Genomic DNA, 17,208 nt, shown 5'->3' with positions numbered 1-17,208 from the left:
TAGATAAAACAGACCTGAAAATAAAAAAGGCATTACATATGGCAAATCTCGGTAAGCAACAAGTCTCATCCAGGCAAAAACCCAAATTAGTTCAGAAAAAGAGCGTTGTTGAGCAAGGCAAATTTCCTGAGATGGTGCCCAATGTTACAGCACCAACAGCTACAACCGATTTATCTGACTACCACGAACCTAAGTCAGGGGAAATGATAGCCAATGTAATGCGATCGCACTTAACCTCAAATTCCATATCAACTGCGACCTTGGCAGATAATAACCAATTATTAGCACCAAAACGTCAAGATAGCGAAGCCAATTTTTCACCTACAAATCAGCTAAAAACAGCATCAAGGCTCAGCTTACCAACGGACGGGGTAGTTCAAACAAAGCTGACCATAGGCAAACCCAATGACCGTTATGAACAGGAAGCGAACAGGGTCGCAACATCGGTGGTACGGCAAATAAATCTTCCTTCTGAGACTCAAAGTGGAGTAGTGCAGGGAAAGGAAAAGGAAGGGCATGGACTGAGGAAGAAGCCCCAGCCAATGGTGCAGCGTCAGGAAGCTATAGGTGGGGGTGAGGCATCAACGGATTTGACATCAGCTATCAATAGTGCCAAGGGTGGTGGACAGCCTTTGGATGCCGGACTACAGCAGTCAATGGGGCAGGCGATGGGGGCGGATTTTAGTGGGGTTAGGGTACATACGGATAAACAGTCAGACCAGTTGAATCAATCGATTCAGGCGAAGGCGTTTACGACGGGGCAGGATGTATTCTTTCGGCAGGGGGCTTATGAGCCGGGAAGTTGCGGGGGGCAAGAGTTAATTGCCCATGAATTGACCCATGTGGTGCAACAAAATGGCAATGAAATTCGTCGCAAACAGACCCAACAACGGGACGACCAGAACACTGGAAGCGATATTTCCATCTGCTCAACTCGAAGCGACCAAGTTCAAAGGCGTTTTGGATTTGAAATTGAACTACCTATGTTGTTTACACACAAAGCCAACATACCGGTTCCATCTCTAGCAGGGGGGGGCAATATAGCTATGAACAATGTGCCGATAGATGCAGGAATGGGAGGTAGACATACGAATTTAGTGGATATGACTGTTGCAAGCCACTGTTATTTAAATGTTGACCATAGTAGAACCCTTAATAAACTCTACGAAGCAGAGCTAGACCAATATGCGGCAGATAATCATCTAAACCAAAATGAGCAGGACAGCCTGCAAGATTACCGTGGAACTCTCATGCCGAGTCACGCCAGTATTGTCGAGGTTGTGACAACAGCATGGGATGAAAATACCCTTTCTAGAACTCAGGTTCTAGCGAGGGTACAAGGGGTAGTGAACGCAGTAAACGATCTGTATGACGATATAGATAATGATACACAAGCGGCTGTGGGCGCACCTCTTGACGCATATTACATCGGCTCAGACAGTCCAAATTCTTCCCTTTTCCAACCACGTTTAGGATATTTTCACGCAACTTATGGGATAAAACTTGCACAAGTACCCCATTTATTCAAGCAGACTACCCAACAAAAGAACAGAATGGCTCGATATGCCGAGCAAAATCTACCAGAAAAGGAACATGCCAAGAATGTAGAGCTGACCAAGCGTTCGGTAGCAGTAGCAAAAACGGCGATGACAGCCATCAAGAGATTGTGGCCAACAGTTAATGTAACACGAAAATTTTTGCCGGATACAACAAAGATCGACCTATCGAGCGCAGCAGAAAAAGACTTTCTTGGGTTTTTAACGCTCTTATGTAACTACTTCATGCTGATGAATGAACACACTGGAGGGGGCGATCTTGCGAAGAAGCTGGTGGGGATGCATTACTATAAGAGCGACCTTTATGACGTGGCAAGCCAGTTGCCAACCCAAGTCATAAACAAGTTGCGTGCAGTTAATACTACCTTGATCGACCAGGTAATAGATGAAATTTGTACAGCCGTGGGCATAAACAACACTGATACGTTGAACGACGCTCTCAGCGGTTATACGGTAAGAGGGTATCTATATCAGATATTCAGAGGGCATTTCGGTGTCATCCAAGACAATAACACTGGCTTAGCCCAGCAGGACGCTTCCAACAACACGTTCATCGATCCCGTGCTGGCTGACAGTATTAATCCGTACAGTAGTAAGTTAGGGCCAGAGCAACTGGGACCTGTGGGACGACAGGGAATAGGAGTTGTAATGGAGAATCGACATTTGGAGTATCTAAACCCTGCATACGGGACTCTCTTGGACACAGACCAGGAGAAACAGAGTGGAGAAGTAATTCAGTATGGGCCGCCGAAAGCAGGACTTGACACAAGGACGGCGCTAGAAAAAGCTATGTACGATTCCATAGGAGCGAGAGCGGAAGGACCGGCAAAGCGGCCCATAGCAGAATGGGAAGGGATGATGATGGGAATATACGACATGGTGAAAGCCATTAATAATCGGATATAGCCCGATCGCTTGCTCTTGTAGCGTGGGTTAACAAACTGACGTATACAAACCAACCCATCATAACGCAGTGCGATCGCCTAATTCGGAAAATAGATATCGAGCGATCGCTCACCGATTATTTTTCATTTTTATATACAATAACAATTCATAATTTAGCTATGAATATAAATAAGCAAATTAAAGATCAGATTTTTCGAGATGGCGTTAGTCAGCGCGATCGCTTGCTCAGAGAACTGGAACCAGATTATGTTGCAGTTGATGAGCGCGATACATCAGATTTACTTACTTTTGTGCAAGAGTATGCTACAAAACTCAACTATTTTGATGAGTCTAATACGATAAAGGGTGATTGGTCGCCTTTTTTTGCCGGAGATATAAAGCAAATGGTTGCTTACATTAATAACCCGGAAAGTTTCGCCGATGATGAATCGACATTAAGACAATTTTCTCAACCTCATCTAGTTTTATTATTTACGTTTTTACAATTATTACGTTATCCGCAGCAACAGTTTAAAGCACTGACTCAAAGATATCTTGATTTTTACTATCAAGAGGTACTGAAGTTAACGACAAAAGCGGAAGTTGCAGACAAAATAAATGTCATTTTTGAGTTGGTGTCAGGAGAAGATACACATCTCATTAAACAGGGTACTTTGCTGAATGCAGGTCAAGATAGTCAAGGTATTAATCTCAATTACGCTACTGATGAAGACATCATCGTTAATCGAGCTACAGTAGCGAGTGTTAAAACTTTATTTGTAGAAAAACAATACATAACTTTAGAAGATATTCATCAGCAAGAGAATAGAAGCGATCGCGGTTTTGAAAACATGCTGCGATGGGCAATTGGTAGCCCAAATCAAGGAGATAGATTACCTGATTTTAATGGAGAAGCAGTTGATATTAATTATCTCAAAAAAAATATTTATCAACAACTTAAAAATACTAAGCAAATATCTCAAGAAGCAAAAAACTATGTTGAAAGTAACCTATTTTTTGATACGATAGAAAATTTTCAATATTGCTTTGACATACACGATCGCCAAATAAGTCAGGATAACCCAACTCTCAAAAAACCTACGGAATTAGAATGGCAAGAGGTTTATAAAATAATAGAAAAAGCCTATAGAAAAAAAATTACTTTCGCTAGGCGTAATACTTTAAAAGAAGAACGAGAAAAATCAGGCTTCGATGGAATGCTGAAATTGGCTCTCGGTAGTCCTAATTCTGGCGATGCTTTACCAGAAATGCCGAATAATTATTATACCCTGGTTGAAATATTTGATAATCTTAGCCAAGAGCCAGTTATTAGATATATTAAAGAACAACTTTATATGAGTGTGGAAGATTTCCGGAACATTATGGAAATCCAAGCTACTACAGTAAATCCTAATTGGGAAGAAGTTTATCGCCTTGTTGAAAAAGCACAAACCAAAAAAAGTAATTTTATTTATCCTCCCATTGGCAGAACGGAAATTAAAAATATTTATCCCAATTCTCCAGTTGATGTTAAAGAGGGAGAAATAGCTAAATTTCAACGTTTTAATACTTTTGGAAGTATTCCTCAAAGCATACAAAACTCTCTTGGTTTTGCAGTTACTTCACCTATATTTTTCTTGTCAGAAGGTACGCGTACTATTACCCTTACCTTTGCTTCTTCTGGAAAGACATTGAATCGAGATGCTTTGCAACAGACAATAAATAGTAAAGTTAAACCTTTTGAGATTTATTTGAGTAGCGGAAAGCAATGGATACAACCTAAATCGTTTAGGTATGAAATTGGCGATTTTATTTTAGAAGATCCAGTTAAATTTTATAATATTTCGCAAATAAGTTTAGGTGCGATCGCTCCGGAAAGTCGTATCTTTACAAGTGTGTCTTTGACCGCTGATGATACATTTGATGCTAGCAATGTCGGGCAGCTTCTTGTTTGGAATGACGGTAAAATATTTGAAATTACAGAAATAGTAAATAGTAAAAAAGCTAATATCCAGCAAATTGATAAGGGAATATTTTCTCAAGAGGTGATTAGTAATGACAAGATTAAATTATATAAACCTTCTGCTATTTATCTTAATAGCTTACAATTTCAATTAACCATTGATGACAGCTTACCTGCTATTTTACCACCCAAAGCAGAGGAATCAGCTTCTTTGATGGCTACTCCCTATCCTGTGGTCAAAATTCTGTTGAGCCAAATATCAGAATTAGACAATCCTCAAGAAAAAGTTATTTATTACCAGCAATTGCGATCGGTACTTTTAAAAAAAGTAAAGATACAAATTGAGGTTGAAAATATTCAAGCTTTACAATTGCGAAATGATAACTCAATTATCAATACTAAAACTCCTTTTCAACCCTTTGGTAATACTCCTAAAGCGGGTTCAAGTTTTTACTTTGCCAATAGAGAAATTAGTTACAAGAAATTAGATAGTCTTTGCATAAATATTGAGTGGATGGGACTTCCCAAAAACTTTGGAGAATACTACAAGGCTTATTCGGATACTGGAGTAATTACGAAAGTTGCTAATAATAGCTTTCAAGCAGGTTTGAAAATTCTCAATAATAGAAGCTGGGTGGACATTGAAAATGATAAACCTATTTTTTCTGAGGATGGGAACAATTTAAGTAATTTAATCCATCTCAAATATCAAAAATTTAATATTCCTGGCTATGCTCTCGACACTTCTACTGTTGAAATTGCTACAGACGATCCTTTTGAGCAAACCAGATACTTCAAACTGGAATTAGAAAGTCCTGATTTTGCACATGAATTATATCCGATAGTATTAAATAAGGTTGCTTTAGCAACCGATGACAAGAAAAATCTGACAGTTTATCCTCCCTATACCCCTCAAATTAAAGCTATCTCCCTCGACTATACGGCTTCAGTGGAAGTTGACTTACAAGCGTCTTCAACCAATTATGAATCGAGCCAAATCTTCCATCTTCATCCCTTTGGCTATGCAGATATCCAAACCTTAAATCAAGATAACTCAACAAATAACCAATATTATCTCCTACCTCAATATCAAGAAGAAGGTAGTTTATATATAGGTATCCGCAATTTACAACCACCGCAAAACATTTCCATCCTTTTCCAAATGATAGCGGGAAGTGGCAATGGAGAACTAACTCCGCCACAAATTTACTGGAGTTACTTGAGTGGTAATAATTGGCGAGAATTTCAAGACACAGAGATACTTTTTGATAGTACCAACGGATTAGTAGATCCGGGAATTATCCGCTTGAGTATCCCAGACAAAGCCACCAATAACCATCAATTATTACCCAGTGGATTGCATTGGTTACGAGCCACTGTTAAGGAAAATACCACCGCTATTCCTGATATTTTAGACATCAAAACTCAGGCAGTTAGGGCTACTTTTGTTAATCAAGGGAACGCAGCCGAACATTTCAGTAAACCCTTGGCAGCTAATTCTATTCAAGGATTTGTGACGCGAGATCCCGCCATCAAAACAGTACAACAACCATATACATCATTTGGTGGTAAACCCAAAGAAGATAACCGCGCTTTTACTATGCGGGTGAGTGAAAGACTACGCCATAAACAAAGGGCAATAACTCCTTGGGATTACGAACGTCTGGTACTGGAACATTTTCCTCAAATTTATAAAGTTAAATGTATCACCTCTGCTGCTGGCTCCAATAATCCGGGTGCTGCAAAGGTGACGATAGTAGTAATACCCGATATTTCTAATACTGCGCCATTCTTTCCCCTCGAACCCAAAGCACCTTTATATTTGCTTAAGGAAATTGAGGCCTATCTGCAAAAATATACCTCACCTTTTGTGCAAATTGTAGTTAAAAATCCCCGCTACGAACGTATTAAATACAGAGTGGGTGTCCGTTTTCGCCAGGGATACGAACAGGGTTACTATCTCAATCAACTTAACGAAGATATTAAACGCTTTTTGTCTCCCTGGGCGTATGAAGAGCAAGCAGACATTACCTTTGGAAGTTCAATTCACAGTTCTTCACTCATTTATTTTATTGAGAACAGACCTTATGTGGATTATGTTGCCAATCTGAAATTAATTGAACAAATCGGCATTAAAGCTGGTTCTCAAGGTAAATCGGATACTTATTATCGGGTGAATCAGTCAAACCTGGCCCAGGTGCAATATCAGGATGCAATTTTGGTTTCTGCACCCGAACATATTATCGATTTAATTGGCACAGATAATTATGATGAAGAGAACTTTGAAGGTATTGGTTACATGATTGTCGGTATTGATTTTGTTATTAGTTAACAGGAGTAAAGATCGTGACTCAAAAAAGTAGAAGTGAACTGCAAGGATTATTCAAAACAGGAACAAAGCCTTCCCAACAGGATTTTGCCGATTTCATCGAATCCACCCTCAATATTAAAGATGATGGCATAGAAAAGCCGTCTGGGGCAGATACTCCGTTGAAGATTACGGCGCAGGGTACTGATGAGAAATTAATGGATTTTTATGCAGGTGAAACAAAAACCTGGAGTTTTAATCAAAAATCAGGAGATAAACAAGGCTTAAATATATCTAATTCTGGAGGTAGTAGGCTTTTTATTGCTAACAGTAATGGGAATGTCGGACTAAGTATTGACCAGCCAACGGCGAAATTGCATATTCAGCAGACAGCTAATGAAGATGCTTTGCGAATAGATGATGAGTTAAATGATACGACTGCTTTTCTAATTAATAAAGATGGCAACGTGGGTATTGGGACGATAACTCCAGGAGCGAAGTTAGAAATCAATGGTAATCTCAAGCTACAACAGGGAATAGCAGTCAATAAAATTTCTAATGATGTAACTCTGGCAGGGAATAGCGACCTTACCATCCCAACAGAAAAAGCAATCAAAACATACGCAGATACTAAAGCACTTCTGGCGGGTTCTGCTAACCAGGATTTTCAAACAAAAAACCTAACTGTAAATAGCAATCTCAAGCTACAGCAGGGAGTAACAGTCAATAAAATTTCTAATGATGTAACTCTAGCAGGGAATAGCGACCTAACCATACCAACAGAAAAAGCAATCAAAACCTATGCAGATACTAAAGCACTTCTGGCGGGTTCTGCTACCCAGGATTTTCAAACAAACAACCTAACTGTAAATAGCAATCTCAAGCTACAGCAGGGAGTAACAGTCAATAAAATTTCTAATGATGGGACTCTAGCAGGAAATAGCGACCTTGCCATCCCAACAGAAAAAGCAATCAAAACCTATGCAGATACTAAAGCACTTCTGGCGGGTTCTGCTACCCAGGATTTTCAAACAAAAAACCTAACTGTCTCAGGAAGTCTAACTGTAACTAATTCTTTATCCCTTGCTGGATCTACTGGCAGTATGGTAAATATCGATTTATCAGGACATGTCCAACTCAAAGAATACAGCACACAAAACCTTGCTTTTTTTCAAGCAAGAGACGACTCATCCAATCGAGACATTGGTTTGAGAATCAGAACTCAAAAGAAAGGTGATAGCAAACCAGCTATTGTAGATGCAATCACCATTAGTCCTGACGGCAATATAGGAATTGGTACTACAACTACAGGTGCAAAGTTAGAGGTGAATGGCAGTTTAAAAGCAACTAGTCTACAACTGACAACAAAACTAATCTCAGTCAAAAAGTATAGCAATATTGGTGATAATACTAATTTTAAAACTGACTATTCTACAAGTCGATGGATTTGTAGCATTGCCGGATTTAATAGCGGTTCTGGTGATATAAATGAGGGAGGTGTTGGCGAAATTATTAAGGTTTATACTTATCCTAACTCCGATGGTTGGTGGTATATTAGGGGTGATTTTTATAGTCACAACAAGGATGAAAACTGGACTGTTTGGCTAATGGCGATTAGTGTAGACATAGCAGAAGCAGCCAACTCTCTGTAAGCAGTGCGGATTGTCTAGTGGTTAGTTTTTTAAAGCACCATCAATCGAAGCTACACCAGTTTTAATTTTTAGCATTAACTAAACTGTATTGACTGAATACCAGCAATAATAAACTTAAAGTAATGAGACAACAACTGGAAAACCGTCTTCAACAACTCAAAGCTGAATTTGCCTCAGGACAAAAAGTCCTTGCAGATTTAGAAGCCAAACAAATCAATGTCCGAGAAACTTTACTCCGTATTCAAGGAGCAATTCAGGTATTAGAAGAAGAATTAACTAAAAATAACGGTGTTGTATCTGAAGTAGAAAAACTAGAGGTTTTAGAAACACAGAAAATAGGGAGTTAAATCACTAGCTAAAACTACAAAATCATCATGACTGAACACCTCACTATCTCCAGCACTCTCCCCGAACATCCTGGGATGAATTTTGCCTTATTGCGACAAGAAGGCATAAAGTACATTGAACGCCTAGCAGGGCAACTGTGGACAGATTACAATACCCACGATCCTGGTATCACTATCCTAGAACAGCTCTGCTACGCCATCACGGATTTAAGCTATCGGCTTGACTTCGAGATCAAAGATTTGCTTGCACCTTCTTCTGGAGAAAACAGAAAACAGTTTTTCACAGCCAGAGAAATTCTCACTGTTAATCCCCTGACAATTAATGATTATCGGAAACTATTAATTGATATTGATGGCGTTAAAAATGCTTGGTTAGAACCCATCAAGAATCGGCAACTTCCCATTTATTACGATTTAATTCTTCATACATTAAGTTTTAAAGCTTCTGATTTCACTGAAGAAATCAATTTAAATGGGCTTTATCGGGTAATGGTTGAAAAAGAAAAAGATATATCTGATGAAGCTAGCTTACTAGAAAAAATAAAAACTAAACTTAATCAACATCGCAATCTGTGTGAAGATTTTGCTTTAATAGAAATATTATCCATTGAAGAAATTACCATTAAAGCTGATATAGAGGTAGATGAAGGCTTTGATATTAATGAATTAATGGCAAAGATATATTTTGGCTTAGATAATTTTATTTCTCCGAACTTACAATTCTTTACTTTAAAAGAACTATTAGACCGAGGTAAAACTCCTGAAGAAATTTTTGAGGGGTTTCCCCTGGAACATGGCTTCCTTGATGACGAACAACTTGAGAGTTTCACTAAGAAAGATGAACTCCATACTTCTGATTTGATTAGAATTATTTTAGATATTACAGGAACAAAAACAGTTAGAAATATTACCCTTGCAAGCGACAAGTCATCAGAATTAGAAGAATGGGCTTTGGCATTAGATCGCAATCTAACACCACAACTTAAAGATATAGATAGTTTGGTAAATAATATTACTTTTTATAAAGGACAAATTCCGTGTAATTTGAACCTGGCTAAAGCTAAAACTCATCTGGAATTATTGCAACGGCAAAATACAAAATCTATATCAACTACACAAATAAAAGATATCCCTATCCCTCAAGGACAATATCGAGAATTATCTGATTATGAATCAATCCAAAACGATTTTCCTGCTAATTATGGTATTGGAGAATTAGGTTTACCTGCTTCCGCTTCTCCTTTACGCAAAGCTCAAGCGAAGCAACTGCAAGCTTATTTAATGTTTTTCGATCGCCTTTTAGCTAACTACTTTGCTCAATTAGAACACGCTAAAGATTTATTCTCTTTTCAAGATAAAAACAAAATCACTTACTTTTCTCAAGATATCTCTCAAATTCCAGGTGCGGTCGAAATATTAAAGATTGATAACAATTCATCAGCAGTTCAATGGAATGACATCGATTTAGAAAGGAAAAACCGTTTTTTGAATCATTTAATAGCGCAGTATTGTGAAAAATTTACAGATTATTCTTTACTTTTATATAACTCAATTCTGGAAGAAAAACTAATTAATCATAAAGTTAATTTTTTACAAAACTATCCTCAAATTAGTGCCGGAAGAGGTAAAGCATTTAATTATACTGATTCTACTCAAGTTTGGGATACAGACAACGTATCGGGACTAAAAAAAAGAATTTGCAGTTTAATCGGAATCCCTTACAAGCGGCAAACTTTAGCTCTCTCTGATGAATCTACTAAAACAGAAGGATTCCATATAGTCGAACATATTTTACTTCGTCCTTATAGCAGCCAAAATTCCGAAGATAACCCTAATTTTTTAAATTTTGGTCAGCACATTTCAGAATTTCAATCAAGCACAATTTCAAACAAAATAGTAACTTGTGTTTCTCAGGAACACGGACTTTTTGAAAACGAACATATACAAATATTTGACACAGATAATTACAATGGAATTTATTTCGTTACTAATGTTCAACAAAATACGTTTGATATAGAAATAGAAACTGGATTTGTAAAATCAGAAGAAGGACAGTGGGTACAAGTAGATCGACCGCTAGATCCCTACTCTTTTCAACTCAGCTTTGTATTTCCTGATTGGCAGTTTCAAAATGAAAACTTTAGAAAGCTAATTTATAAAATTATCAGTGCAGAGATGCCTGCACATATAACTCCTTATTTTCACTGGTTAGATAAATCAAAAATGCAATATTTTGAAAGATATTACACTCATTGGCTGAATACAATTGTGGACAAAAATGCCACACCTGAAAATCTTAAAAGTACGAGTAATAACCTGATTAAAGCTTTGGAAATTGCTAGTGTTGATATTAGAGAGTTTAATGTTCTGGGATACATGACTATCGGCACAGATTTTGTAGTCAGTTGATTAAAATTTCTGCAAGTGAACCAACAACAACATTCAATCAAAAAACAAATTATAGAAATTAATTTGAGTTCACAGACAGGTGCTTTTGAATTACAAAAAGAATTAAGTAGAATATATAACCATAAATTTATTCCTATTATTGATAATTTGTTGAGTCAGTTTAGCAGTTCAGAAATAATATATCGGATTAATACCTTAGAAATTAATTTAGGCAATATTGATATTAATAATCTAGAAGAGGAATTAGTTAATAAATTTATAGAAAAACTCGAAGAACAATTACTAAAACAAATTGGTGTATCAACTTCTAATTTTTCAGAGCAAACACAACCCGATACTAAGTTACGTGAATCTTCAATATTGCTTCCTGCTATAGAAGCTTTGGTTGATGAAACAGGTAGACATGGGGATAAAAATACAGGAGAAAATCAAGTTAGCTCCGCGGATGCAACTTGGGATAAAAGAAGATCGGATAAAATTGAAATACTAGAAATTGCTGATAAAGAAGCCTCACAATTAAATATTTTTAGCTACTTTATCCAAACAGGTATGCTACCTTGGTGGAGCAAAAAATTAAGCAAACAAGAGCTAGAAGAGTGTTGCGATCGCCTGATAACAAATTCACCAAATCAAATTAAATCTCTTGTCGAGAAAAATTTTAAAATTCCAAACCAATTACAGCGCATCATTTACCAATATTCTGATTCAATACTGCTGAAAATAGTAGGATTATTTACTAATGATGCCGATTTAGTAAAGTTTATTGCAGACTATAATACAGACACAAAGCTTATCTTTAAACAACTAGAACAAACTAAAAATATTCCGCAAGCAAAATTAAGATTGGATAAATGGCAAGGAATATTTTTCAGTCTTTCTTTAGATAGCAATATTCAACTGAATAAACTTAAATTAATCCAAGCTAACTTATTACACATTAGCACTAGTAATGGAATTAACTATTCAGAATTATTAAACAGTCTGGTTACCAAAGTTAACTATTTAATTAGAGAAGGTCAACATTTCAAAACTACACTTACAAAAATCCTAACAGAAATTCAAACTGCTAGCCAAGAGACACAGTTTTTTAAAGAAGATAAACAAGTAAATCTACTATTAAGCGAATTGCAACAACTAAGTCTAAATAGACAGATATCACCGCAATATGCACAAGAAGCCAATCAGCTTATACATGAACTCAAAAGATTACTAAATGAAATAAAAAATTCTGCTACGCTAGAGAATCAACCTCACCAGACAAAACGCCTCAATCAACTTTTACAAATTGCTCAAACTCTGAAAATCAAAATCCAACAAGAAACAAATTTTCAGCAATCCACACTTCTAAATGCTGTTAATACTTTTAGTCAATCTGATGAAATCTATATTTACAATGCAGGGTTAATTTTACTATGGCCATTTTTGAATCGTTTTTTAGTCAAAATAGGGCTAGTAGCAAATAATCTTTTTATTAACAAGATGTCTGCTGAACGAGCATCTCTTTTACTCCAGTATTTAGTTGATGCTTCAACAGAGTCATCTGAACATATTTTTCCCCTAAACAAAATACTTTGCGGCATAGATTTATTAGAACCTATAAACACTAATTTAGAAATCACTACGAACGAACAAGCAGAATGTGAAAATTTGTTATCTGCTGTGATTCAAAATTGGTCTATTTTAAAAAATACGTCTATAGAAGGATTTAGAAAAGCTTTTTTACACAGAAATGGCATCTTGAAAGTTCATAATGATGGCTGGCTGCTACAAGTTGAACGTGAAACTTATGATGTTTTGCTAGATAGAATCCCGTGGAGCATACAAGTTATCAAACTGCCGTGGATGGAAAATATTTTATACGTAGAATGGTAGTCAGTTAGCAAACTCAATCAATATGAAAGTATTACCGTACAATACCTTTACGATTTCTACACCCGATCCATTGCCTGTAGTTCTGCAACGGCTAAATGCAAAAGTTGAGCCTATGAAAGCATTCAGATTTTCTACAAAACACGCGCCTTATCAAGGAAGCATTTCTGAAGAAGGCTTTAAAATTAGCCGTATAATTCACTACCGCAACTCCTTCTTACCAATGATTAGAGGGCGCTTTGAAGTCGAATCGCACCAAACAATAATTCATATAGAAATGAGTCTACATCCTTTTGTTATGGCATTTTTAGGATTGTGGTTTTTCTGTTGGTATGGTGCGATCGCTCCCATAATATTAACAGGTGCTATGCCTAAGCATATCGCTCCGTTATTTGCAGGGATGCCCATACTGATGCTAGTCATCTTTTGGCTAGCTTTTTGGTTAGAAGCAAATCGCAGTCGCACTGAATTGACTCAAATTATTCAAGGACAAGTATAATTAAGCGTTCCTATTTGCTCTGATTTTATAGAGATTCTATCTGGAAAATGTCAACCTAAAATGGTAGCAATCTGTATATACAAAGCGAGATTAAATCATAGCCTTTAAATAATATGCCGCAGAAAAAGAAAGAGCCAAATGGATGTGGATGCTTAAATATTCCATTTTCTGTAATTATAGCCGTGTTAGGAGGTGGCTACTGGTGGTTCAGCCAGAAAGGAAATTTAGATATTAGCAAATTTTTACCAAAGAATGAACGAATAAGTATTCCTATTGTGACGCCTGCTCCAACTGCATCCAAAATTCCCACCCCAACTATTTCTCCTACTCCGGTTTCTACTTTACCAACCCCAAATTTACCAGTTAATAATAATAAAACTACAGAGGAAAAAATCCAAAATCAAAAAACGCCATTACCTCCTACTCCTTGGGAGAAAAAAGTAATTAGAGGAATTTATTTAACTCGCTATCAAGCTACAAATAACGCTGATGAACAAACAATTCGCCAAAGAGTTCGTTACTATCGCGCTCAAGGACTTAATACAATCATTCATGGTGTTTGGGGAAATGGTTGTACGATGTACAAAAGTGAAGTTATGCAGCAAACTCTAGGGTATGATAGTTGCCCAAACCAGTTTCGAGAACAATGGTTAAATTGGTTGATTGATGAGGCACATCAACAAGGAATGCAAGTTCACGCTTACTTTGAGAAGGGAATTAAAATAGATCAAAATAGTCCAATTTTTGATTTAGCAGTTGCCCGAAAATGGATTGTTCCGGGAGTAGATAAAACTTACGCTGGAATCGATCATTATGTACTTGACGTGGAGAATCCTGAAGTTGCTACTTTTTTTAAAAGTATCTTAGTCGAGTTTGTCAAAAAATATCCGAATATTGATGCAGTTCAATGGGATGATTATCTAGGATATCACGCTGAATTACCAGGGAAAGTTGATAGAACTGCAAATTTAACTAAATTTGTGCAAGAAATGACAAGCTCGATGAAAAAAGCTAATTCATCAGTAAGTTTTGATATTTGCCATCATAATCCTTATTGGGCTAAAAGATATTTTGCGGCTGACTGGGAACAATGGGGTGTAGATCGCGTATTTATTCAAGCTTACAATGATAATAATTTTGAAGAAGAATTAAACTATGCTCAAAAATATGCTGGGGTGGCCATTACAGATAGTCAATTAAATCGTTTAAGAAATTTAGTTAATAATGCAAATATTAAGAGTATCTTAGTTTTTCCATTTTCTGGTAATCCAGAAAAAACAGCTTCTAGCTTAAAAAATTCGATATAATGCTCCGCAAACTGCGGTTGCCAGAGCAAAAGCGATCGCCTTTAATCAGTAAAAAGGCAACAGCGAACAGCCAAGAGTTTGATACCCCATACATAGCTGTTGGCCATAGGATGCTGACCATTGAAAAACAAAGTTCCGAAGGGCTTTCAGAAATTAGGTTCTCCTGTGACACAACAGGGGTGAATAAAATTCTTTTAATCTTAAATTAAATTTATACTCATTTTTACCAAAATATAAAATAATTATCTTTATCTTAGATATGTTCAAAAATTAGTTTTCTCAATTAGTTAAGCTTTTAGGCTTTCCTAAATTCAGTTGCAAATCTTAGATGTAAAGATGCTTAGCTAGACCCTTTATGTAAGTTTTTGGTATTATGTAAAATCATTTTTATTATAGATAAATTAACACTGCAAAATAATTTTTGATTTGACATTTAATTGATTGCAAGCATCTCAGCAATCAACTAAATGAAATTTTTGCTATCAAACAATTTTCAGACCCATAGGATTTTTCAAAGTATGGTTCAAGTCAACTTTAATATTTGGGGTAACGGTTCTATCAACCGTTCGGGGCGCATTAATTCTGACGCACCGACCTATGTTGTTATTCATGGTTATCAAAGCACTGGCGGCAACGCAAATAATAACTATCAACCCGCAGATTGGATGGCAAACATAGCCCAAACCATTCGACAGCGCGAGTCCAATGCCAACATCATTTTGTTAGATTGGGAGGAAGCAGCTAGTTCCTGGTGGTATTCTACTTCAGCTGCTAGAACGCGCGATGTCGGTAATCAGTTAGCTACGTACTTAATAAATAATGGCGTAGATCCCACTTACACCAACCTCATCGGCCATAGCCTGGGAGCGCACGTTGCTGGATTCGCTGGTTCTAGCTACAAGGCATCTACTGGACAGTCTATTGCTCAAATAGTAGGACTAGATCCTGCGGGGCCTGATTTTGAAGGCAAAGCGGCTAGCGATCGCCTAGATCCAACTGATGCCAGTCGTGTTGTAGCATTACATACAAGTGAAACATTGGGCTATGATGCTCGGTTGGCTACCCTTGATGTCTATGCCAACTGGAACGACTTGTTCCAGCCCGGACAGTGGAATTTTGCAGGGAATCACAGCTATGCCCACACTTTGTATACACAATTACTCCAAGGCTATAGCTTTACCCAGTCGTCCAGTGTGCTTCTAAACCTCAACACAGTAGTCAATGCTGGATTTAGCGGCCAGAACGATGCCACAACTAAAAACAATCAGACTATTGTTGCTCTCAATCTTTTGGGTACCGTTAACAACGACACTCAAGCGGGTGGTGCAGGCAGTGATACCATTCGTGGCAATGCCGGAAATGACTATATCACAGGTGGCGATGCCAATGATTCCCTGTTTGGAGATAGTGGTAACGATCTTCTCTACGGTGGACGTGGTAATGATTCTGTCTTCGGTGGTACTGGGAGCGATCGCCTGTTTGGAGATGAAGGTATCGACGTACTCACAGGAGCAGATACACTAACAATAGGTGTTGGCGAATTTGACCGTTTGACAGGGGGTGCTGGGAGCGATCGCTTTGTCTTAGGTAGTACTGTAAGTGTTTTCTACAATGATGGCAATGCCGGCACTTCTGGATTAGGTGACTACGCCCTGATTACTGATTTCAATGCTACTGAAGACACCCTGCAATTGTCTGGCTTCAAGTCTAGCTATAGCTTAGGTGCAGCGCCGACTGGTTTAGCTACGGGTACAGCTTTGTTTTTGAATGAAAGTAGCCCAGAACTAATTGCTATCATTCAAGGCACCAGCAACCTCAGCCTTAGTGCCGACTATTTTTTAACCGTATAAAGCATATAGGAACAGAAATAGGACTTACGCAACTGTCACAAGTGACGGCATGGCTAGACCGTACCGTCACTTGTGACATTATTGCATCAAAGGTTTACTTTCCTTTACTTGCGATCGCATAAAAAAATCTAACGCTTATTAATATGTCAAAAATTAAAGATAATTTCCAATTTAAATGGCAGTAGAATTGAACACTGAGATAAAACTCATAGATAAAACTTATAGAATATCAATCAAAAATCGGCAGGTTGTATCAAAAAAATTTAAAATAATAGTAGTGGGGCGAGTAAGTAGGGAAGTAAAATTCTTTACCCTAAGATACTAAAAACGAGCGAGAAACTATCAAAATGATTTTGGAACTATTTAAAGAATCCTTTTTATTAGGGGCTTCCAGTTAAAAAAATATCCCATCCCTCCGGGACACTCCGCGAAGTAAGGGTGCAAGGCCTTGCGCCCCTAAAAATCTACAAATAATTTGGGATAATTTATTTTTTGTAAGTCCGTTACCACAATGAGTTTTTTTAGCTGATTTGAGAATTGATGTCACTCAAGTGACAAAACAA

The 17,208-nt window shown here is 37.3% G+C and carries 10 protein-coding genes; all 10 read left to right on the top strand.

Annotated elements, in window-relative coordinates; all coding sequences use genetic code 11:
- The first annotated feature begins 38 nt into the window (after positions 1-38).
- Entirely contained in the window at positions 39-2,462 is a 2,424-nt protein-coding gene (locus tag H6H03_RS29025; protein ID WP_199339119.1) for an eCIS core domain-containing protein, read from the top strand.
- A gap of 158 nt (positions 2,463-2,620) precedes the next feature.
- Positions 2,621-6,736 (top strand): hypothetical protein, encoded by a 4,116-nt coding sequence (locus H6H03_RS29020; RefSeq protein WP_190958521.1) that lies wholly within the window; start codon positions 2,621-2,623, stop codon positions 6,734-6,736.
- Positions 6,737-6,750: 14 nt separating this feature from the next.
- Positions 6,751-8,364, top strand: coding sequence for a hypothetical protein (locus tag H6H03_RS29015; protein ID WP_190958520.1), 1,614 nt, complete (start codon positions 6,751-6,753; stop codon positions 8,362-8,364).
- Between the two features lie 122 nt (positions 8,365-8,486).
- Positions 8,487-8,711 carry a hypothetical protein gene (locus tag H6H03_RS29010; RefSeq protein ID WP_190958519.1) on the top strand — a complete coding sequence of 75 codons (225 nt, stop codon included), beginning with the start codon at positions 8,487-8,489 and terminating at the stop codon, positions 8,709-8,711.
- Between the two features lie 75 nt (positions 8,712-8,786).
- Positions 8,787-11,120, top strand: coding sequence for a hypothetical protein (locus H6H03_RS29005; RefSeq protein WP_190958518.1), 2,334 nt, complete (start codon positions 8,787-8,789; stop codon positions 11,118-11,120).
- A gap of 15 nt (positions 11,121-11,135) precedes the next feature.
- Positions 11,136-12,992, top strand: coding sequence for a contractile injection system tape measure protein (locus H6H03_RS29000; protein ID WP_190958517.1), 1,857 nt, complete (start codon positions 11,136-11,138; stop codon positions 12,990-12,992).
- A 22-nt stretch (positions 12,993-13,014) separates the two neighbouring features.
- A complete protein-coding gene (locus tag H6H03_RS28995; RefSeq protein WP_190958516.1) occupies positions 13,015-13,488 on the top strand; it encodes a hypothetical protein in 474 nt (157 codons plus the stop codon).
- A 113-nt stretch (positions 13,489-13,601) separates the two neighbouring features.
- Positions 13,602-14,795 carry a family 10 glycosylhydrolase gene (locus tag H6H03_RS28990; protein ID WP_190958515.1) on the top strand — a complete coding sequence of 398 codons (1,194 nt, stop codon included), beginning with the start codon at positions 13,602-13,604 and terminating at the stop codon, positions 14,793-14,795.
- Entirely contained in the window at positions 14,795-15,004 is a 210-nt protein-coding gene (locus H6H03_RS28985) for a hypothetical protein (protein WP_190958514.1), read from the top strand. The genes H6H03_RS28990 and H6H03_RS28985 overlap by 1 nt, the downstream gene beginning before the upstream one ends.
- A gap of 309 nt (positions 15,005-15,313) precedes the next feature.
- Entirely contained in the window at positions 15,314-16,645 is a 1,332-nt protein-coding gene (locus H6H03_RS28980) for a hypothetical protein (protein WP_190958513.1), read from the top strand.
- Positions 16,646-17,208 lie beyond the last annotated feature (563 nt).

Source organism: Nostoc paludosum FACHB-159 (assembly GCF_014698835.1).
Taxonomy (GTDB): domain Bacteria; phylum Cyanobacteriota; class Cyanobacteriia; order Cyanobacteriales; family Nostocaceae; genus Nostoc; species Nostoc paludosum.
Note: the sequence above shows the minus strand (reverse complement) of the source record. Positions and strands in the feature narration are given on the sequence as shown.

Excerpts from the sequence above, each read along its gene's own strand:
- H6H03_RS28990 (WP_190958515.1), top strand. The coding sequence starts at position 13,602 with ATGCCGCAGAAAAAGAAAGAGCCAAATGGATGTGGATGCTTAAATATT.
- H6H03_RS29010 (WP_190958519.1), top strand. The coding sequence starts at position 8,487 with ATGAGACAACAACTGGAAAACCGTCTTCAACAACTCAAAGCTGAATTT.
- H6H03_RS28980 (WP_190958513.1), top strand. The coding sequence starts at position 15,314 with ATGGTTCAAGTCAACTTTAATATTTGGGGTAACGGTTCTATCAACCGT.
- H6H03_RS29025 (WP_199339119.1), top strand. The coding sequence starts at position 39 with ATGGCAAATCTCGGTAAGCAACAAGTCTCATCCAGGCAAAAACCCAAA.
- H6H03_RS28985 (WP_190958514.1), top strand. The coding sequence starts at position 14,795 with ATGCTCCGCAAACTGCGGTTGCCAGAGCAAAAGCGATCGCCTTTAATC.
- H6H03_RS28995 (WP_190958516.1), top strand. The coding sequence starts at position 13,015 with ATGAAAGTATTACCGTACAATACCTTTACGATTTCTACACCCGATCCA.
- H6H03_RS29005 (WP_190958518.1), top strand. The coding sequence starts at position 8,787 with ATGAATTTTGCCTTATTGCGACAAGAAGGCATAAAGTACATTGAACGC.
- H6H03_RS29020 (WP_190958521.1), top strand. The coding sequence starts at position 2,621 with ATGAATATAAATAAGCAAATTAAAGATCAGATTTTTCGAGATGGCGTT.